A 19,152-nucleotide genomic window follows, 5' to 3' on the forward strand; every position below is an offset into this window, starting at 1 on the left:
GGCCATTGCGAAATCCGTCCGACCATTGCCATCGACAAGGCGAGGACCGCCACAGGCAAGCCAAGGGTCATTCGCAGACCGGTCGATCGTCCAAGGCCCGAACGCGTCATCCTTATTTCCCCCTCCCCATTGCGTGACGGATTGCTTAATCATCCGCTCGCAGATCAACGGACGAGGAACGGCATGAGCGCGACGATCATCGACGGCAAGGCGATTGCGGCAGAGCTGCGGGCGCGGATCGCAAAGCAGGTCGAAACGTTGAAGCGTGATCAGGGGATTACCCCGGGCCTTGCCGTCGTGCTGGTCGGCGAGGACCCGGCAAGCCAGATCTATGTTCGTTCGAAGGGCAAGCAGACGGTCGAAGCCGGGATGCAAAGCTTCGAGCACAAGCTAGACCCCGATGCGTCAGAAGAGGACCTTCTGGCGCTGATCCGTCGGTTGAACGACGATCCGGCGGTGCATGGCATTCTTGTCCAATTGCCGCTGCCGAACCATCTCGACGAGGATCTGGTGATCAACACCATCGCGCCCGAGAAGGATGTTGATGGTTTTCACATCTCGAACGTGGGTCTGCTGGGGACCGGGCAGAAAAGCATGGTGCCCTGCACGCCGCTGGGTTGCCTGATGATGCTGCGCGCCCATCACGGTTCGCTGTCGGGCATGGATGCGGTGGTCATCGGACGGTCGAACATCGTCGGCAAGCCGATGGCGCAGCTTCTGTTGGGTGACAGCTGTACGGTCACGATTGCGCACAGCCGCACGAAGGATCTGGCCGATGTCGTGCGCCGCGCCGATATCGTTGTCGCGGCGGTCGGTCGACCCCAGATGGTGCCGGGCGACTGGATCAAGCCGGGCGCCACGGTCATCGATGTCGGGATCAACCGCATTGTCGACGACACCGGAACGACACGTCTGGTCGGCGATTGCGATTTCGACACCTGTGCCGCCATCGCGGGCGCGATCACGCCGGTGCCGGGGGGCGTGGGTCCGATGACGATCGCCTGCCTACTGGCCAACACCCTGACCGCCTGCTGCCGCGCGAATGGCTTTCCCGAACCAGAGGGGCTGACGGCCTAGGCCGCGAAAAGCCTCGCCAGGTGCGTCTCCAGCCGCGCGATCTGCGGTGCCAGATCGCGTGCTCGCATGCGGCGGCTGACCGGCACATGGGGCGGCCAGAAACCAAGCCTGCCCGCCTCTGCCCGCGCGATCAGCCAATCGGCTTCGGGCATGCCGTCCCCGATCCTGTAATCCGTGCCCTCCAGCCGCAGTCGCAGCGCCTCGGCCATGCCGCCGCGCGCGCGACCGTCGAGCCTGCAGGACGCGTGGGCAACGACGTCGGGCGCATGCCGGACCGACAGTCCCGCCTTCTTCATCCGCCGCACCAGATCGGTATCCTCGCCGGTCGTCAGCGCGCGAAAGCCGCCGGTGCGGTCATAGGCCGTCCTTGTCAGCGCGAGGCTCGCCCCAGCAGCCTCTCCGTGATGAACGTCCGGATTGGCGGCTTCCGGTGCATGTCGCCGATAGAAGGCAAGCACCAACTCGCGGTAGCGACCCTCAAGAGTTGCCGGTCCGGGATCCATGCCCGACAGGATCGACGATTCCTCTGGCATCGCCTCGACGCGTCCGCAGACGGCATCATGGTGCGACAGATGGGCGAGCGTGTTTGCGACCCAGTCCTGGGCCACGATGCAATCGGCGTCCGTGGTCAGGATGGCCTTGATCGACAGGTGCTTGGTTAGGGCGTGGTTGCAACCGATCGTCCGCGCCGAACCGACGCCCCCCGCAGTGATTGCGCCGCGATCGATGATGTCAAGGCGCAACCCGCTTTCCGTGGCCGTGCGTCTTGCGGCAGCGATAGTGCCGTCATTGGTACCATTGACGACGAGAACGGTCAGAATGTCCTTCGCCTGCGGCGCGATCGCGGCAAGGCAGGCGCCGATCCGCGCTTCCTCGTTTCGCGCGGGAATGACAATCGCTGCGATGGGATCATTCATTTCGGCAAACCCCGATCGATGCGATAGCGTGTCTCCTGGCGGACCGGTTCGAAGCGATGCCCGGTGGCTGCGTCGGTGAAGATCGCCAGTGTCTCTTCGCCCTGCAGCGAATGCGCCGTGTCCCCTAGATAGGTAACGAGGATCAGTTCTGCCGTCGGCCATCGCCCTTCGATATCTGCGGCAAGATCACGGATCGTTTCGGCACCGAGGAAATACAGGAATTCTGACAGGACGATGAGATCGAACTCTTCATTCGGCAGCGGGCAAGGATACAGGTCGCGGATGAAGCTGGCTTCGGGAACGCGTCGTCGCGCTGCCTCGATCGCGCGTTCGACGGCATCCATGCCGACATACCGCCCGCATCGCGGCGCCAGATGCTGTGCCAGCGCACCGTTGCCGCAACCGATCTCGAACCCGGCATCATATGCGTCGCGCGAGAGGGCGTCGGCCGTTGCGGCAAACTTCGCCTGTTCATAGACGCCGTCGAAATCCCACGGGTCGTCGGTTCCGGCGTAAAGACGTTGCAGTTCGGTCAGAGGCACGCTCATTCGGCGACCTTCCAGAAGATCTCGGCATTGTCCACGAAAGCGGTGACGAAGTCGTCTGTCATCGCAAATCCGCTCGGGTCGTCCTCGACAAGGCGGCCTCGCTGACTTGCATGAGCCTCGATGGCGGCAAGCTTTGCGGCGCGCGCATCGCCGATGGGCAGAAAGACCGCCTGCTTTTCCGGAAGCCTGCGGTCGAAATCGGGGTCGTCCCACCGGCTCCAGACAGGATAGGCGAAGATTTGCAGGTCGGGCGCAAGACGGGACATGCGCGCTCCGATGTCGGCGGTTGCGCGGTGATCTTCGTGGTGATCTTCCGCACTTGTTACGAACACACGCCGGACATGGCTGGCGGCGCATTCTGCGACCAAGGCTTCCGCTACGGCGTCGCGATCGCTGGCGCCCAGCCAACCGTCCGGATGGTCGAGAAAATTCAGATCGTCTGCACTTCCACCCAGTTCGGCGACCGCATTCCGCATCTCATTCCGTCGCGCTTCGGCCAGGCGAGCGGGTGGCCATTGTTGCGAATTGGGATGGGATGCGCTGCCATCGGTCATGCACACGACGCGCGCACCGTGATTGCGAAAAGCATAGGCCAGCAGCCCGCCGCAGCCCAGACTTTCATCATCAGGATGCGGTGCCAGCACCATGATGGGTGCCCAGCCCGTCAGCCAAGCGGGATCCACGACGACGCCCCCGGGCATCATTCCAGCAGCCCCCAGATCGATTCCGAGCTTTGAAGCGCGTGGTCGGCGACGCGCATCATGAACGCGTCCCGTGCGGCCTGCCGCATATAGACGGCAAGATCGCGCGCCTTTCGACCGGTGATTGACCCGTCGGCGAAATGCCCCATCCCCACACCTTGCTCCACGGCGCGGATCGCATCGAGGCCGATCGCTTCAGTCAGCAATCGCGCCGACAACGACAAAGCGACGGCCCGATCAGGCTGGTCGCATGCAGCCGTCGCCTGTCGCGCGGCTTTCGCGATCAAGGGTGCCGCGGCGGCCGCCCGGATCAGGATGTCTGTCAGGCGGAGCTTCTGCGCCTCCGCATCAAGCCGCCCGCGGTCGCGGAGCGTGGTGGCCGCTGCTTCCACGAGACCGATAGCACCGCCCAGTTGCAGTGCTGCGATACGCCAGACCCCACCGTGAAAATACGGCTCGATCACGTAATCAGCTGCGCCGCCGATCCAGCCGACGGGTTCGATGCCGTTCATGTCGTAGCTTCCCGACCGCGTGGCGCGCATACCGCTCATCTGCCAGCGTCCCGCGTCGGCGCGGGACGGATCGGTGACATCGACAAGGGCCAACCGGACTTCAGGACCGGAATCGACCGTGACCACGGCATGGCTCACCGCGCCCAGCCCTGAGGCGAAGATCTTACCGCCCCTCAGCGTCCTGCCGTCCTTGTCCAGCGTGACGGGGACCTCGCCGTCTGCACCCCAGACGCCGAGAAACCCGCCCTGCGCGACGAAGCGTTCGACCCTGTTTCGCAAACCGTCGTCAGCATACAGCGTGACCAGCTGCCGTGCATTGACGTGACCTTCCCACAGCCGGGCCACGGAAAGGTTCGCCCCAGCGACCCGCATCAGCCGGCGCGCGGTCAGGGCGGGATCGGCACTGCCATCATCGCTGAGCAGTCCTGCCTGACGAAGGACATCGACCGATCCTGCGATGTCAGCCTGATCGCGATCCTCGGCCGGGGCAGCCTGTTCAAGCCGGCGCAGCGCCGCGTCGAAGCCGGCGGTGGTCGAAGCGATATCGCCGCCGATAGGGCGGAGCGGCGGAAGGTGATCCATCATGCATTCATTCCCTGGGTGGCCGGCGTCACCATCGCATTGATCAGCGTGCGCCAGCGCGTCGCAACCGTGGAGAGGCGGAAAGACGGGTTCGCCACGACATGCGGTGGCCAAGCCTGCCAGTTTCGCAGACGCTGGGCCACCCGCGCTGCATCGAATCCGTCCAGGCGCTGATCGGGATCGGTGACCACTTCATCATTCGCGCCCAAGCCGCGTTGCACGAGGACGGGCGTTCCGACGGCATTGGCTTCAGCCAGGACGAGGCCGAAGGTCTCGGCGAAGCTGTCCTGCGGATAGAAGAGACAGAGAGAGTGTCTCATCCGCGCGATCAACCTGTCATGGGGCAGGGGTCCCAGCAGCTGCGCGCCCTTGGGGACGGGGCCGGTGTCCCAGGCAAGATATCCTGGATCCGCGACCGAAAGACGCAGATCGGGCATCAATTCGCGCAGTGCGGCGAACTGCGCAAAGACCTGCCGCAACCCCTTGTGCGGGGCGCTTGCGAACAAAAGCTGGTTCTGGTCCCGCACTGTCTCGTCGGGTGCGAGCGTTTCGTCGATGGGATTGTAGGCCACATGGATGCGCGGCCGGGGGCCGCCCGGAAGAAAGGCCGCCAGCGTATCGGCATGACTTTGCGAGACGCAGATCACCTCGACCCCGGCCTGGCTCAGCGCCTCTCCCATCTTGCGGTTATGCTTGCCCGGGTGGATATGAAGCCATAACGTCACGGGCGTCTCAGGCCAGGACTTGCGCAGCTTGCAGGCAAGCTTCCAGGAGTTGAGCACGACCGCCATTTCCGCGGGAGGGTCATCGGGAAGGGAATCCAACGGGCAAAGACGTCCTGCGAAGCTGTCCTGCGATCCATCGCGACCCTTCTGGAAGTGGATGATCTGCAAGTCGCTCGAAAGGGCCTGTGTGACGCGAAGGACGGTCGCCTCGGTCCCCCCCAGCACCCCCGCCTTCAGGTCTGCGGGCGCATAGCCTTTGGCGCAGCATGGGTCGATGATCGCGAGATCCTTCACGCCGCGGCCTCGCTTGCGCTGCGACCTTTCTGCCATTGACCAAGGATCGCCTCGACCGCGACGCGAGTCCCTGCGGTCATCGGCAGATTCCGCGCACAAAGCAGCGCCGGATTGCTGACCCTTTCCAGCTTCAGGTCCGGAAGGTCAATCTCGACCGGCCGGACGCGGCCGGTGCGGCGCCATTCCGCGACCCGCTCCCACACCAGCAAGCGGTCGGCCCTGCGACGCTCGCTGTCGTAATCCGTGGTCTTCGATTGCGTCAGGCTGTCTGGTGTCTCGATCTTGGTGAGCAGCAATTCAGGCACGATCCAGACGATTTCGCCATTCAGGATCAGGCGATTGCGGAATTCGCGGTCCTCCTCGATGCAATTTTCGAAACCACCGTTCCGGGCCAACGTGGCGTGGCGGAACAGGCCAGAATTGATGTGCGTCCACTCGCCCGGCACCTGCGTGCCCATCTGCGTGTTGGGAAAGACGTCGTCGAACAGCGACTGATCACGCCGGATTTCGACCCTGCGTCCGTCCGGCAGGATCAACTCGTGATGGACCAAGGCAGCGCCGACGTCGAGGCGCTGCCCCGGCCGGTGACCGGTCGGGGCCCAGTTCAGACACGGATCGGCGTGGATGTCCCGCGCGCACAGCACCCGCACCTGATGCAAAAGCTTGTCGCGATGGGGAATGTCGTCGGAATCATGGAAGGTGACTGCGGCGCCACCGGTCAGCAGCAAGCCCGCGTTCTTGGCGTTGGCGGTGCCAAGATTTTTGGCCAGGCGGATATAGTTGAAGTTTGGTCGCTCAAAGAACGGCCGCAGCGTCTCTTCGGTTCTGTCGCTTCCCGCATCGTCGATAACGGTCACGCGGCAATTCCACCACGACTGGTCCAGCGCCGCCCGGACAGCGATCGGTATCAGATGCGCGCGGTTGTGGGTCGGAATGATGATGTCGACCAATGGCGCGACCGGATCGTCCTGATAATCGGGTGTCATCTCTGTCCTTCCTGAACCGCAGCGCGATAACGCTTCAACGTCCTCGCGGTTACCAGAGCTGCTGGCAGCGGCAGCATCAGTGTGAAAATCGCCGCCATGGCCATCGGGCCTGACGCGGCAGCCGGGATCACCGCGATTAGCGCGATCGCGAACAGCGCGGCCTGCGCCAGCGGAAGATCGGCGGTACGCGGGCCGTTGCCCGACTTGTCGGTCACGCGGAACGTCGCCTTGCGTCCCGTCAGCGCGTCGAGGCTTGCCCGCGCTGCGACAGGGGTCAACGCCAGCCTGTTGCAGATCGCGGCCAGGAGCGGCCGGGGACGGGTGCTGTCGCGCCAGCCCCGAAGGCTGAGACGCAACAAAATGTCGCAGAGACCCAGAATGACCGACGCCGCGGCGATCCACACCAGGCTATCAGGGGCACGGTTCGTGAGCAGCGCAAGAACCAGCGCCAGTCCCGGCAGCATCGACAGGTTCAGCCATGCGGTCAGCTGCGTCAGGATCGCGGCGCGCTGACGCAGCGACAGACCAGCGCCAGGGGCAATTAGCAACGCTGCGTGCTGCCAAAGGGCCTGGAGGTTCCCGCGCGTCCAGCGGTAGCGCTGTTGCTGCAGATCACCCAGGGAAAGCGGCAACAGACCCTTGCCGACGACCTCTGCCACGTAGCGACCGACATAGGCCCCGTGGCACAGCCTGACCCCCAACTCTGCATCTTCGGTGATCGTGCGTGCGGACCAGCCGCCTGCGCCGTGCAATGCCTCGACCGAGACGACCGATAGCGTGCCGGTCAGAAGAACCGCCTCCGCACCATCGGCGACGGTGGCGTGGGTACGAAAATATTCCTCCAGCTCGGTACCGATGCCCCCGGCAAGCGAGGCAGCGCCGCGATAAGCCTGCGGAAACTGCACGTAATCGGCACCGGTTCGGGTCAGCGCGTCGGCCGCTGACGACAGGAAATGGGGCGTGCAGACGTAGTCCGCATCGACGGTGACGATATGGGTCGTGTCGTGGCGGCGTTCGGCAAGGGCGATGGTCAGCGCACCGGCTTTGGCCCCTTTGACACCCATGCGATGCATGAACCGAAACTGCGGGCCCATCGTAGCGCAGGCACGCTCGACCGGACGCCACAAGGCGGGATCCGCAGTGTTGTTATCGATGACGATCACCTCGTAACAATCCTGCGGCCACGTCTGCGCAGCCAGCGAACGAAGTGTTGCGATGACAAGTTCCGGCGGCTCTTCATGGGTCGCAACGTGGACCGAAAACACCTGAGGCGCGCCGGAAGCGCCTCGACCGGAAGTCTGGTCCGCGCAGGGCCGCAAGACCCCGCTGACGACGCGCGCGGCAATGACCGCGATCTGCAGCGCCAACGCCACGACGCAAAGACCGACTGCCAGCCAGGGCAAATAAAGGACAAGCGCCAAGACGGCTGTCCCGACCATGATCCATGTCGGCATCGTCCACCCCCAAGGTGTCACAAAAAAGGGCGCCCGCGTTCTAAGTTGAACAGACCCGGCGAGGCGCAACGAGGTCTGGATGAGCAGCCTTGCCCCGCTCGGGCCGCCGCTCCGCGCGCCACCCAGCGGGCGCGAAAGTTATGGTCACCTTAAACGACGTGGACCCCCCGTCTTTAATCTGTATTGAAGCGGCGGATTTCAGCCGCCGGGGAACCAGGAGGTGTCCATTTCGATGTAGCGATCCTCAAAATCGACAAGTTCCTTCAGCTCCTCCTCTCTGGTCAGGGTGATCTGTTGACCGTCGCGCGACAGCATTCCGTCATCCTGCAGACGCTTGAATGTCTTGCTGATGTAGACGTTGGTCAGCCCCAGATAATCCGCGATCTGGCTTTGATTCAGCGGCAGACGGAACGTGTCCGTCATGTCCTTGTTAGTGATCCTGAGCCGCGCGAGCAGGTCGAGCACGAAGTGGCTGACCCGCTCCATCGCGCTCATCCGGCCCATCACGCGCAGAAGATCGATGAAGACGACCTGATCGCGTAAAGCGATGGACAGCATCAACGCCGACAGCCGCGGCGATGAGGTAAAGATCGTTTCAAGCGCGCTTTTCGGGAACGGGCAAAGGGTGACCGGCTCGACCGAGCGCAGGTTGGTCGTCATGTGTTTCATGGCGATATCCGGGAAACCGATGACGTCGCCTGGATGATGGATCTTGACGATCTGACGCCGTCCGTCCGGAAGATCGGTATAGCTGAACAGCCAGCCTTGCTTGACGACGTAAAGGTCGCGGTTGCGATCACCACCGGAATGGATCTCTGTCGCTTCCGAATAGTCTCTGGGCGAACGCTCCAAGGTCGCCAGCAACTCTCGATCGTGATCGGTCAGATCGATGTAGTGCGACAGGTTCTGGACAAGACAGGATGGTTGGCCGGACAAAAGCGGGCTCCGCTGCGATGAGGCTTACGCGGCAACAATGCAGAAGGGGGCCGGATGTTCCCGCTCCACGCACTTTGGCCGGCCTAACAAATGTTGGCTTAAATGAATGAATTGTGGACGGAATTCCTGTGAACCAAACAGCGGTGCCGCTCGTTGGGTGTTTTTCGGGAGCGACGTCATGGCATCACGTGCGGTCTGGAAGGGTCAGCTTCGGCTTTCGCTGGTGGCGATCCCAGTCGAGCTTCATTCAGCCACCAAGACAAGCGCGCGGATCGGCTTTCGTCAGATCCACGAACCGTCTGGTAAGCCGGTTCGCTACGAGAAGGTCGTGCCAGGAATTGGACCTGTGAAGAGCGCCGAGATCCTGAAGGGCTACGAGACCGGCGACGGGGAATACCTGTTGCTGGATCCCGACGAGATCGACGCGATCAAGCTGGAGACGAAAAAGACGCTGGAACTGGTCCAGTTTGTCGATCAGTCCGAGATCGCGCCACTTTACTTCGACAAACCGTATTACGTCGTTCCGACCGACGAGTTGGCAGAGGATGCTTATCGCGTCGTGCGCGATGCGCTCCGGTCCGAAAAGAAGGCAGGGCTCGGGCAATTGGCCATGCGCGGGCGTGAGTATCTGTGTGCGATCCGACCCTGCGGCGACGGTCTGCTTCTGGAAACGCTGCGCTACGAAAGCGAAATCCGCGAGGCCGATCCGATGTTTTCGGGGATCGAGGATGCCAAGACGGACAAGGAACTGCTGGAGGTCGCGACCCAGCTGATCAAGAAGAAGACCGCGCCTTTCGACGCGAGCGCCTTTGAGAACCACTATGATGCAGCGCTGCGTGACCTGATCGAGGCCAAGCGAAAGAACCGCAAGACCCCTCGCGCCAAGGCCGGCGGTGATGATGAGCGACCGAAGGGTGAAAACGTCGTCGATCTGATGTCGGCCCTGAAGGAAAGCCTGAAGAAGGATACCGGCAAGAAGACAAGCTCTGCCGCCAAGAAGCCCGCGCGTAGCCGGACCAAGTCCAAGTCGGCCTGATGGCGGAGCTTGGCACCTATCTCGACAAGCGCGATTTCGGACAGACGCCCGAACCGTCCGAGGCGGGACATCCCTCGGGCGTTGGCTTGCGCTATTCGATCCAGAACCACCGCGCGACCCGTCTTCACTGGGATCTGCGTTTGGAATGGGAAGGCGTCCTGCTGAGCTGGGCGATCACGCGGGGCCCGTCCTTCGATCCGTCCGAGAAGCGTCTGGCCGTCAGGACCGAGGATCACCCGTTGTCTTACTTGGGTTTCGAGGGCGAAATTCCTGAGGGCAACTACGGTGCCGGCACCGTGATGTTGTGGGATATCGGCTGGTGGCAGCCGCTCGACCCGGTCGCGCGCGGGCTCAAGAAGGGGCACCTGCACCTGCGTCTGCACGGCCGGCGCATGACCGGCGACTGGAACCTTATCCTGATGAAAGGTCGCAAGTCAGGCGACGACAAACGTCAAAACTGGCTGATGATCAAGGGCGACGATGAGGCAGCGGGTCAGCGCGATCCGGTCGCTCGCTACAAGCGCAGCGTCTCTACCGGGCGCACCTTCGCCGAGATCAAGTCCGAGGCGGCGCCGAAAACACCCGCTCTCACCGGCAAGTTGCCCCGTCTTGCCAAGCCGCAGCTTGCCACGCTGGTCGAGGATCTGGCCGATCCCGGTGCCTACTGGCACGAATTGAAGCTGGACGGATATCGCGCGATGGTCGCCTTGGGCAAAGGTGGACCGCGGGTCTATACCCGCAGCGGATTGGACTGGACCGACAAGTTTTCCTCTCTGGTCCCGGCCTTCGAGGATGTGTCGTGCGATGCCGCGCTGATCGACGGTGAGATCGTGGCAGGCGCAGGAATGCAGGGATTCAGCGCGCTGCAGGACGCGATCAAGGCGGGCGGACCGTTTTCGTTCGTAGCCTTCGACCTGCTCTCGCTCGCTGGGACTGATCTCACGGACAAGCCGCTGACCGAACGCCGCAAGGCGCTTGAAAAACTGATGAAGCCTGTCCCTCCGATGGGCGCCCTGCAAGTGTCGCCGGTGATCGAGGGCGATCCGGCAGAGACCTTCGGCATGGTCTGCGAGTCAGGCGGGGAAGGGCTGATCGCCAAGCGACGCGACGGCCACTATCGTACGGGTCGCGGCAAGGACTGGCTGAAGATCAAGTGTCGCCGGCGGGCCGAGTTCGTCATTGTCGGCTGGCAACCCAGTTCCAGCCGCGCGCGTCCCTTTGCCTCGCTCGCGCTGGCGGCGCATGAAGGCGACAAGCTGACCTATGTCGGCAAGGTCGGGACGGGTTTCGACGAAGCCAAGATGGACGAGATCGCAACGCGGATGAAGCCTCTGGCGCGCAAAAGTGCCACAGTGGAGGCCCCCGCATCAGAGACGGCGGGTGTTCGGTGGTTGTCGCCTTCGCTGGTGGCGGAGATCGACTATGCTGAAATCACCGCGCAAGGTCGGCTGCGTCATGCGGTGTTTCTGGACCTGCGCGAGGACAAGCCCGCGCGCGAGGTGCGCGTCGAAAGAGAGGTGGCCATGTCAGATGACGCAGAAAAGATCGCGGGGATCGCGGTCAGCAGCGCGGATCGGGTCATCTTCGACAAGTCAAAACTGACCAAGGGCGACGTCGCGCGGTATTATGAGGCCATCGCGCCCGCGATGCTGGAAGAAACGGCGGATCGGCCGTTGTCGCTGCTGCGACTGCCTGAGGGGCTGGAGGGGGAGAGGTTCTTCCAGAAACACCCTGGCAAGGGCTTTCCCGATGCGCTGAAGATCGTCGAGATCACCGAAAAGGACGGCGACGCCGAGCCCTACGCCTACGTCACAGACGCGGCGGGTCTGGTTGGAGCAGTGCAGATGGGCACGATCGAGTTCCATATCTGGGGCGCGCGGCGTGATCGGCTCGACCGGCCTGACCGGCTGGTCTTCGACCTCGATCCCGACGAGGGGCTCAAGTTCGCCGAGGTGAAGTCCGCGGCCTTCGATCTACGCGATCGGCTGGCCGATCTGGGACTGGAAAGCTGGGCGATGCTGTCGGGCGGCAAGGGCATCCACGTCGTCGTCCCGCTGCGCCGCACCGTGGGATGGGACACGGCGAAGCTGTTCTGCCGGGGCGTCGCCTCGCTGATTGCCGAGGCCGAACCGATGCGGTTTCTGTCCGAAATGTCGAAGGCCAAACGCAAGAACAAGATCTTTATCGACTGGTTGCGCAACGAGCGCGGCTCGACCGCGATTGCGCCGTTTTCCCTGCGCGCACGGCCGGGTGCGGGGGTGGCGATGCCGATCGCCTGGGATGCGCTGGGGGGTGTGCGAAAGGCGAACGCGACCTCGACGAAACAGGCGCTTGAACACGGCTGGCAGGGCGTGGATCGGCCCGCACCACAAACCCTTGGAGCCAGCGTTACCGAGGCATTGGAGCGAGCCTTCGCGGCGCTGAACGATCATGACTGATTTCGTTCGCGGTCCGGATCCTTCAGCGCGCGATTGACGGCGATCAGACGCCACGCATCCTCTTCTGCCCCGATGGCTTCGGCCTTTTCCAACGTTAAGGTCCGACCCGGATCATCCTCGATGCTCGCGCGCACGAACCGCCCGGTTTCGCGAAGCTTGACCGCCATGCCGGGATGGTCGGGCCCAAGGTTGTCGACGACGCGGTCCACAAGCGGATGCACATCGGCGCTGTCCAACTGTCGCGGCGCGCCGTCCAGCAGTTCCGCGACCGATATCCGCATCGATCGCAGACCGTCTCGCAGGATATCGATCGCGATGAACCCCGCCGCAGCGGCGTCCGCCCACCAGAAACCGAAGCCGATCCCCACGATCCCGACGATCGCGGCAAGCCCGGTCTTCCAGTCTGCTGCGTTCATCTGCGCATCGGTATGAAGGATCTTGTCCATCGACTTCTTCGCCAGCGGCAGTTTCTTCCGCCCCAGGATCACCGGCGGAACCACGGAATAAGCCAGCCCAGCGATCATCAGCCAGCCAAGCCAGACGTCGAAGCCCAGCACCTCGACGTTCCCGATGGTCGGATGCTCGCGCAGGATCAGCGAGTGGATGGAATCGTAGATGAGGAAGGCACCCATTCCGGCCAGCGCTGCCGCCGACAGGAAGAACCCCAACGAGCCTGCGCGATGGAAGCCGAACGGATAGGCGCGGCTTGGCGCCATCGTCTCGACCTTGCGGCTGATCAGGAAGACGATGGGTGGGATCAGGCTCAATGTGTCTTCGATCCACGCGGTCTTCATCGCCTGGCTGGATCCCATGACGAAATACATCACGGCGATGATGCTGATCAGGAAGCCGATGCTCCACCATTCGAGCCGCTCGGCGCGCGAAAGCGTATCGTGGATTTCGGCCGGTATATCCTTCACGGCTGCATTCCCTTGATGGCGCGGTCGACCCGGATCAGGAAGGCGTTCTCGCCCTGGCGGACGGCCAGGACCTGGTCCACTTGATCACCGTCGCGCTCAAGCTTCCCGACTGGACGGGTGAGCGCGACATCCTTGGCAAAGGGGGTATCCATCGGAAGCGCACCGGCGATGAGGTGAAGCCGTCCCTCCTCCAGCGCATTGAAGAGCGTATGCGGGTCGCCCCGTGATATCCGCACTTCGGCCGAAAGGTTATAGGCGACCAATGCGACAGCCTGCTGGTCCGCCTCCCCCAGTTCGCTCAGTTCTCCGACTTTCAGCACCGCACCTTCGACTTCGTCGGTCGTGCCCTCCGGGTCTGCGGGAAAACGGCAGGCTGCGATCGTCAGCGCCAAGACGAGAACAGCGATTGTCCGGACGATCTTCATGGGATCGGCCACTCCTTTTCTGATGCCCGTCAACGCATTGGCGGCGCAGCGGGTTGCACGGGCATTGGCTCATGCATCGTCCAGGCAGCTTCGGAGTTGCGAGAAGCGCTCGATGATCCTACCAGTTTGACGATGGCCGGCTTCCTGCTTCTTTCCTTCATCTTTCTGTTGGCAGGCGTCATCGCCGTGCCGCTGGCCAGCCGCTTCGGTCTTGGCTCGGTTCTGGGCTATCTGCTTGCCGGGATGGCGATCAGCCCCTTGCTTCGACTGCTCCATGTCGATGTCGTCTCACTGCAGCATTTCGCCGAATTCGGCGTCGTCATGATGCTGTTCCTGGTCGGGCTGGAGCTTGAGCCCAAGAAGCTATGGGCGATGCGCGGGCGTCTGCTGGGTCTTGGCGGGGGCCAGGTGGTGCTGACGACGGCTGCCTTCGCCGGTGTCGCGCTGATCGCAGGCAATGCCTGGCAGACCGGCGTGGCCATGGGGATGATCCTGGCCGTGTCTTCGACGGCAATCATCCTTCAGACTTTGACCGAGAAGGGTCTGATGAAGACCGACGGCGGCAGTTCAGGTTTTTCCGTGCTGCTTTTTCAGGACATCGCGGTGATCCCCATGCTGGCGATCATGCCCCTGCTGGCGGTGAGCGGGGCGGTCGGCGCAGGGGCCGATGCTGAGAGCCACGGTATCAGCCTCGTCGACGGTCTGACGACATGGCAGACGGTGCTGGTCACGCTGGCCGCGGTCGCCTCGATCGCGCTGGCCGGCAACTATCTGACGCGTCCCGTCTTTCGCTTCATCGCGATGGCCGGGCTGCGCGAGCTTTTCACCGCGACCGCACTTCTCTTCGTCGTGGGCATCGCGCTGCTGATGACGCTGGTCGGACTGTCGCCCGCCCTTGGCACGTTCATCGCCGGCGTGGTGCTGGCCAACAGCGAATATCGGCACGAACTCGAATCCGACGTCGATCCGTTCAAGGGCCTGCTGCTCGGGCTGTTCTTCATGACGGTGGGGGCAGGGATCAATTTCGCGCTGCTCGCGGGCAGTGCTGTCACCGTGATCGCCTGGACGGCTCTTCTGGTCGGATTGAAATTCGCGATCCTCTACGTGCTGGGTGCCATGTTCCGCATTCGCGGTCAGGACCGCTGGCTTTTCGCGCTGTCGCTGGCTCAGGCAGGCGAGTTCGGATTCGTCCTTCTGTCCTATGCGGTGGGCGCGCGTGCGATCGGGAAAGAGATGGCTGACCTGCTGCTGCTGGTCGTCGCGATGTCGATGCTGGTGACCCCGTTCCTGTTCATTCTGTACGACCGGGTCATCGCCCCGCGCTACGCCCGCGGTGCCGAACGTGCCTTCGATTCGATCGAGGACGAGGGCGACATCATCATCGCCGGGCGCGGGCGTGTGGGTGGCGTTGTGGATCGGATGTTGCAGGTCGCGGGATACCGCGCGACCGTCATCGATTATTCCTCGCGCCAGATCGACCTTCTGGGGAAATTCGGCATTCGCACCTACTATGGGGATGCGACGAGGCCGGACCTGCTGGTTTCCGCAGGGATCGAGCACGCGCGTCTTCTGGTCGTCGCGATCGACGATCAGGCGCAAACGAACAAGTTGGTGTCCTATGTGCTAAAGACCTATCCCGGTGTGCACGTCATCGCCCGCGCGTTCGACCGCACGCATGTGTTCGAACTTTGGGCGCTTGGGTGCCGGGACATCATTCGCGAAACCTACGATTCATCGCTGCGGATCGGACGCTCTGCCTACGAGGCTCTGGGCGTCTCGCGCGCCAGAGCGACCGAGATGTCCGCGGCGTTCGAGGACATGGACCGCAAATCGCTGCGCGAGGTCGCGGACTATTACGACATCGACGTTCCGCCCTTCGAGAATGAGGCGTTCATTGCGCGGGTCCGCGAATTGCGCGATGCATGGGACCCGCTGCTGCGCCAGCAGATGGCAGAGATTACGGGCCAGGACGATGACGACGAGGCAGGGTTCAGTCGACCCGCACGCGCCGGCAGCAACAGCCTGTACGATCAGGGGTGACAAGATGGCATTGGACGAGCATCGGGTAGCGCGAGGCCTGCGCCGGATCGCAAATCGCTTTCGACCCAAGGAGCGGACGGGTCATGGACAAGTCGGTGGTAAACGGCGCCCGCTGCGGGTGCTGGTCGTCGGTCACAGCCATATCGAATGTCTGCGAGCGGCTGCAGACGCTCGTCCCGAACCGAGCCAAGTCAGCTTCCTGAACCTTCGGCAGCTTCAGGCGACCGTCGACACACCCAAGGGTCTTCCGGCTGCCATCGCTTCCGAGATCGCTCGCGTCGCGCCGGATGCGCTCTGCCTCTGTTTGGCCGGAAATGTGCACAACCTGATTGGATTGATCGAAAATCCCGTTCCCTTCGCGATTGGTGCGGTTGACGCGGGCGCCATTCCCCCATCACCGACCAAACGCCACTTCATACCGTCCGCGATGATGCGCGAGCAGATCGAAAGCAGCATGTCCGCAAACCTTGTCGCTAAAATCTTCAGCATGCGTCCGGACTCGACGAAGATGATCTTGGAGCCGCCACCACCGATTTCCGACTTCGAGCATGTCAGAAGGTTTCCGGGTGCATTTAAGGACAAGCTTGAGATGGGCCCTGCACCGCGGGAGCTGCGTCTCGCCCTGTACAGGATGCAGAGTGACATCTTGCGCGAACTGGCAGAGCGAGAAACCGCGACGTTCGTTGCCGTAGACCCGGAGTCCGTCGACGGGGACGGCTTCTTGCGGCCTGCCTATTTCAGTCGCGACCCGACGCATGGCAACGCGGCCTACGGTGATATCATGCTAAGCAAGATCATCCGCCTGACAGAGGGCAGCGAATGAAACATCCCTATGTCGGCCTGCCGGATCGTCAATTCTGGAAGAAAGAGCCGGGCGTTCTCGAGGCAGAGCGGCTCGATCCCGTGTCACCGCCGCCGTTCAAGATCGATCCGGACGACCGGATCGTCACCGCCGGCAGCTGCTTTGCGCAGCATGTCGCGCGGTTCATGTCGAATTCCGGCTTCAATCACCACATCACCGAACGCGCCCATCCGTTGATCGCCCAACCGATCGCGTCGCGTCACAATTATGGCATGTTCGCGGCGCGTTACGGCAACATCTACACCGCCCGGCAGTTGAAACAGCTGTTCGAACGCGCCTATGGGACATTTCAGCCGCAAGCGTTCTCCTGGCCATCGTCCAACGTGGCGGGGGTGGTCGACCCGTTCCGACCGCAGATCCAGCCTGGCGGCTACCTGAGCGACGCAGAGCTTGAGGCCGACCGCGAAAGCCACTTTGCGGCCATTCGCCGCGCCATCGAAGAGATGGATGTCTTCGTCTTCACGCTGGGCCTGACCGAGGCTTGGGTCGACACACGCGATGGCGCGGTCTTTCCGATCGCGCCGGGCGTCGCGGGCGGGAGCTACGACCCCGAGACCGTCGCGTTCAAGAATTTCGACGACGACGAGGTCTACGCAGACATGGCGGACGCGCTGACCTTTCTTCGTGAAAAGCGGCCCGATCTGCGGATCATCCTGACCGTATCGCCCGTGCCACTGAACGCGACGTTCGAAGACCGCCACGTCCTGACTTCGACCGTCTATTCCAAGGCGGTGCTGCGCGTCGCAGCCGAGCGTTGCACGAAGGCCTTCGATAACTGCGTCTACTTCCCTTCGTTCGACATCATAACTGCGCCCCACGTCCGCGGTCGTTATTTCGATACCGACTGCCGCGAGGTCCTGCCCGCCGGTGTCGAACACGTCATGCGACTGTTTCTGAAGCACTTTACCGAAGGTGCGGACCCATCGCGTGAACCTCGGCCATCCAGTGACGAAGCTGACCGGGTTGAGGCGCATCTGCGCGACATGCAGGAAAAGATGGATGTGCTTTGCGACGAAGCCGCGATTGACAATCGATAGCGCGGCTTAAAAACCCAACGCGGCGCCATCCTTGCGGCTGTCCGATCCGCCGATCAAAACGCCGTTGTCGGAATCGATCCGGATCGCCTGCGCGCCGCCGATCGGGTCTTGTGTGACGTCCAGCTTGTGACCTCGTGCGGCCAGATCGTCCAGGACGTCGGACGGATGGCTTGCTTCGATGCGCAGGACGCCCTCATAGGCGAAGCTGCGTGGCTCATCGATGGCGGCCTGCGGGTCGAGCCCGCGATCGATCAGCGCCGACATTAACGCGGCGTGTCCTGCGGCCTGATACTGGCCGCCCATCACGCCGAAAGGCATGATCAGGCGGCCATCCTTTCGCAGCATCCCGGGAATGATCGTGTGAAGCGGACGCTTGCCTGGCCCGATGCAATTCGGATGGCCGGGCTGCAACCGGAACGACGCGCCACGGCTGTGAAACAGCACACCGGTCTTCGGGCACAGACGGGTCGAGCCGAAGCCATGGAACACCGAATTGATGAAGGAGATCGCGCTACCCTCGTGGTCGACAACGCACATATAGACGGTGTCGCGATGCTCGGGCTCGGTCCACAGCGTGGGCGCCGAGGCGCGGCGCGGGTCGATGCGCGCGCGCAGGCTGTCGATCACGCGGTCCGACAGCAGTTCGTCGACGACGCCCCGGCAATGATCAGCATCCGCGATCAGCGCGTCACGATGGTGGTAGGCAAGCTTCGTCGCTTCGGCCTGCAGATGGATGCGATCGGCAAGCGGACGGGCGGGTCCTAGGTCAAACCCTTCAAGAATACGCAGCATCATCAGCGCTGCTAGTCCCTGACCGTTGGGCCCGCATTCCAGAACCTCGTAACCGTGGTAACTGGCGGCGATCGGCTCTTCCCAACGTGCGGTCGTCAAGCCCTCGTGGAAATCCTCGACCCGGTGAAGCCCACCCAGCGATTGCAGATGAGCTGCCATCGATGCGGCCGTCTCTCCCTTATAGAAGGCGGCTGCGCCGTTCGACGCGATCTCGCGCAGGCGTCGGCCCAAAAGCGGCTGGCGCAGGACCTGGCCGGGGTAAGGATCGCCTTGGGGCAGGAAGACGGCGGTCGCGTGTTCGTCGCCGCGCAGGATCTCGGCGCTTTCGGCGAAATCGCGGGCAACGCGGGTTGAAAGGGGAAATCCGTTCTCGGCGTAATCGATCGCGGGCGCGAACAGACGATCGAGTGGCAGCGAACAGTAATCGGCATGCAGCAGGCACCAGGCCGAGATGGCGCCCGGAATCGTCACGGAGTGCACGCTGGTCTGGGTCAGTTCCGTCACGCCGGCAGCCGCCAGCGCCTCTGGCGTGGCGGCGGCGGGCGCGCGCCCCGACCCGTTGAGCGCCCGCACTGCACCACCTTTGGGTGCATAGAGGACGAAGCAGTCGCCACCGATCCCGGTCATCTGCGGATCGACCACCGCCTGCACGGCCGAGGCCGCGATCGCCGCATCGACGGCATTGCCGCCTTCGGCCAGGACCGCAAGTCCAGCCGACGTCGAAAGCCCGTGCGATGTCGCGATCATCGCGCGGCTGGCATAATTCGGCGGCCGACGACCGGATTGGAAATCGAAGGGGACGCTCACGTCAGCTCTCCTCGCACAAGGATGGACATCGGCAGGTATGCCGTCACGCCCAGTTCGGCATAC

Annotated in this window: 17 protein-coding genes; 6 read left to right on the plus strand and 11 right to left on the minus strand. The window is 63.2% G+C overall.

The genetic code is table 11. From position 1 onward, the window contains the following. Window positions 1–183: 183 nt before the first annotated feature. Window positions 184–1,077: a bifunctional methylenetetrahydrofolate dehydrogenase/methenyltetrahydrofolate cyclohydrolase FolD gene (gene folD, locus MLD63_RS03980; RefSeq protein WP_255328590.1), complete on the plus strand. Its 894-nt coding sequence runs from the start codon at window positions 184–186 to the stop codon at window positions 1,075–1,077. On the opposite strand, the gene MLD63_RS03985 is transcribed toward folD, so the two are convergent. The 8 genes from MLD63_RS03985 to MLD63_RS04020 form a co-directional block, all read right to left on the minus strand. Beyond that, entirely contained in the window at window positions 1,074–1,994 is a 921-nt protein-coding gene (locus tag MLD63_RS03985) for a glycosyltransferase family 2 protein (protein ID WP_255328591.1), read from the minus strand. The two genes, folD and MLD63_RS03985, sit on opposite strands and share 4 nt — an antisense overlap. Then, window positions 1,991–2,542, minus strand: coding sequence for a class I SAM-dependent methyltransferase (locus tag MLD63_RS03990; RefSeq protein ID WP_255328592.1), 552 nt, complete (start codon window positions 2,540–2,542; stop codon window positions 1,991–1,993). The genes MLD63_RS03985 and MLD63_RS03990 overlap by 4 nt, the downstream gene beginning before the upstream one ends. Next, window positions 2,539–3,243: a PIG-L deacetylase family protein gene (locus MLD63_RS03995; RefSeq protein ID WP_255328593.1), complete on the minus strand. Its 705-nt coding sequence runs from the start codon at window positions 3,241–3,243 to the stop codon at window positions 2,539–2,541. Before MLD63_RS03995 ends, MLD63_RS03990 begins: the two co-directional genes overlap by 4 nt. Continuing rightward, a complete protein-coding gene (locus MLD63_RS04000; RefSeq protein ID WP_255328594.1) occupies window positions 3,243–4,340 on the minus strand; it encodes an acyl-CoA dehydrogenase family protein in 1,098 nt (365 codons plus the stop codon). Before MLD63_RS04000 ends, MLD63_RS03995 begins: the two co-directional genes overlap by 1 nt. Continuing rightward, window positions 4,337–5,356 carry a glycosyltransferase family 4 protein gene (locus MLD63_RS04005; RefSeq protein ID WP_255328595.1) on the minus strand — a complete coding sequence of 340 codons (1,020 nt, stop codon included), beginning with the start codon at window positions 5,354–5,356 and terminating at the stop codon, window positions 4,337–4,339. The genes MLD63_RS04000 and MLD63_RS04005 overlap by 4 nt, the downstream gene beginning before the upstream one ends. Beyond that, on the minus strand, window positions 5,353–6,342 hold the full coding sequence (locus tag MLD63_RS04010; RefSeq protein ID WP_255328596.1) for a glycosyltransferase family 2 protein: 990 nt from the start codon (window positions 6,340–6,342) through the stop codon (window positions 5,353–5,355). The genes MLD63_RS04005 and MLD63_RS04010 overlap by 4 nt, the downstream gene beginning before the upstream one ends. After that, window positions 6,339–7,796 carry a glycosyltransferase family 2 protein gene (locus MLD63_RS04015; RefSeq protein WP_255328597.1) on the minus strand — a complete coding sequence of 486 codons (1,458 nt, stop codon included), beginning with the start codon at window positions 7,794–7,796 and terminating at the stop codon, window positions 6,339–6,341. Before MLD63_RS04015 ends, MLD63_RS04010 begins: the two co-directional genes overlap by 4 nt. 198 nt (window positions 7,797–7,994) lie before the next feature. Then, on the minus strand, window positions 7,995–8,732 hold the full coding sequence (locus MLD63_RS04020; protein ID WP_255328598.1) for a Crp/Fnr family transcriptional regulator: 738 nt from the start codon (window positions 8,730–8,732) through the stop codon (window positions 7,995–7,997). A 178-nt stretch (window positions 8,733–8,910) separates the two neighbouring features. Between MLD63_RS04020 and ku the strand changes: the two genes are divergently transcribed. After that, on the plus strand, window positions 8,911–9,768 hold the full coding sequence (gene ku, locus MLD63_RS04025) for a non-homologous end joining protein Ku (RefSeq protein ID WP_255328599.1): 858 nt from the start codon (window positions 8,911–8,913) through the stop codon (window positions 9,766–9,768). After that, on the plus strand, window positions 9,768–12,206 hold the full coding sequence (gene ligD / locus MLD63_RS04030; RefSeq protein ID WP_255328600.1) for a DNA ligase D: 2,439 nt from the start codon (window positions 9,768–9,770) through the stop codon (window positions 12,204–12,206). The genes ku and ligD overlap by 1 nt, the downstream gene beginning before the upstream one ends. Here the strand turns inward: ligD and MLD63_RS04035 are convergent. Both MLD63_RS04035 and MLD63_RS04040 read right to left on the minus strand, forming a co-directional pair. Continuing rightward, complete coding sequence (locus MLD63_RS04035) at window positions 12,197–13,126, minus strand: cation efflux transmembrane domain-containing protein (RefSeq protein WP_255328601.1); 930 nt, start codon at window positions 13,124–13,126, stop codon at window positions 12,197–12,199. The genes ligD and MLD63_RS04035 overlap by 10 nt on opposite strands. Next, window positions 13,123–13,518 (minus strand): transporter substrate-binding domain-containing protein, encoded by a 396-nt coding sequence (locus MLD63_RS04040; RefSeq protein WP_255328602.1) that lies wholly within the window; start codon window positions 13,516–13,518, stop codon window positions 13,123–13,125. The genes MLD63_RS04035 and MLD63_RS04040 overlap by 4 nt, the downstream gene beginning before the upstream one ends. A 165-nt stretch (window positions 13,519–13,683) precedes the next feature. Here MLD63_RS04040 and MLD63_RS04045 point away from each other — a divergent pair, with 165 nt between their 5' ends. From MLD63_RS04045 to MLD63_RS04055, 3 genes are read left to right on the plus strand one after another with little or no spacing between them, the layout of a single operon-like run. After that, window positions 13,684–15,591, plus strand: coding sequence for a cation:proton antiporter domain-containing protein (locus tag MLD63_RS04045; protein WP_255328603.1), 1,908 nt, complete (start codon window positions 13,684–13,686; stop codon window positions 15,589–15,591). 4 nt (window positions 15,592–15,595) lie between these two features. Beyond that, window positions 15,596–16,414 carry a hypothetical protein gene (locus MLD63_RS04050; RefSeq protein ID WP_255328604.1) on the plus strand — a complete coding sequence of 273 codons (819 nt, stop codon included), beginning with the start codon at window positions 15,596–15,598 and terminating at the stop codon, window positions 16,412–16,414. Beyond that, complete coding sequence (locus tag MLD63_RS04055) at window positions 16,411–17,490, plus strand: GSCFA domain-containing protein (protein ID WP_255328605.1); 1,080 nt, start codon at window positions 16,411–16,413, stop codon at window positions 17,488–17,490. Before MLD63_RS04050 ends, MLD63_RS04055 begins: the two co-directional genes overlap by 4 nt. A 6-nt stretch (window positions 17,491–17,496) precedes the next feature. Here MLD63_RS04055 and MLD63_RS04060 read toward each other — a convergent pair whose 3' ends face one another. Then, window positions 17,497–19,089, minus strand: a complete 1,593-nt coding sequence (locus MLD63_RS04060; RefSeq protein WP_369696987.1) for a gamma-glutamyltransferase family protein — start codon at window positions 19,087–19,089, stop codon at window positions 17,497–17,499. Between the last annotated feature and the right edge of the window lie 63 nt (window positions 19,090–19,152).

The organism is Paracoccus albicereus, from assembly GCF_024359525.1.
GTDB lineage: Bacteria > Pseudomonadota > Alphaproteobacteria > Rhodobacterales > Rhodobacteraceae > Paracoccus > Paracoccus albicereus.

Coding starts and splice junctions, on each gene's coding strand:
- MLD63_RS04000 (WP_255328594.1), bottom strand. CDS start 4,340: ATGATGGATCACCTTCCGCCGCTCCGCCCTATCGGCGGCGATATCGCT.
- MLD63_RS03985 (WP_255328591.1), bottom strand. CDS start 1,994: ATGAATGATCCCATCGCAGCGATTGTCATTCCCGCGCGAAACGAGGAA.
- MLD63_RS03990 (WP_255328592.1), bottom strand. CDS start 2,542: ATGAGCGTGCCTCTGACCGAACTGCAACGTCTTTACGCCGGAACCGAC.
- folD (WP_255328590.1), top strand. CDS start 184: ATGAGCGCGACGATCATCGACGGCAAGGCGATTGCGGCAGAGCTGCGG.
- MLD63_RS04045 (WP_255328603.1), top strand. CDS start 13,684: ATGGCCGGCTTCCTGCTTCTTTCCTTCATCTTTCTGTTGGCAGGCGTC.
- MLD63_RS04010 (WP_255328596.1), bottom strand. CDS start 6,342: ATGACACCCGATTATCAGGACGATCCGGTCGCGCCATTGGTCGACATC.
- ku (WP_255328599.1), top strand. CDS start 8,911: ATGGCATCACGTGCGGTCTGGAAGGGTCAGCTTCGGCTTTCGCTGGTG.
- MLD63_RS03995 (WP_255328593.1), bottom strand. CDS start 3,243: ATGCCCGGGGGCGTCGTCGTGGATCCCGCTTGGCTGACGGGCTGGGCA.
- MLD63_RS04055 (WP_255328605.1), top strand. CDS start 16,411: ATGAAACATCCCTATGTCGGCCTGCCGGATCGTCAATTCTGGAAGAAA.
- MLD63_RS04050 (WP_255328604.1), top strand. CDS start 15,596: ATGGCATTGGACGAGCATCGGGTAGCGCGAGGCCTGCGCCGGATCGCA.
- ligD (WP_255328600.1), top strand. CDS start 9,768: ATGGCGGAGCTTGGCACCTATCTCGACAAGCGCGATTTCGGACAGACG.
- MLD63_RS04015 (WP_255328597.1), bottom strand. CDS start 7,796: ATGCCGACATGGATCATGGTCGGGACAGCCGTCTTGGCGCTTGTCCTT.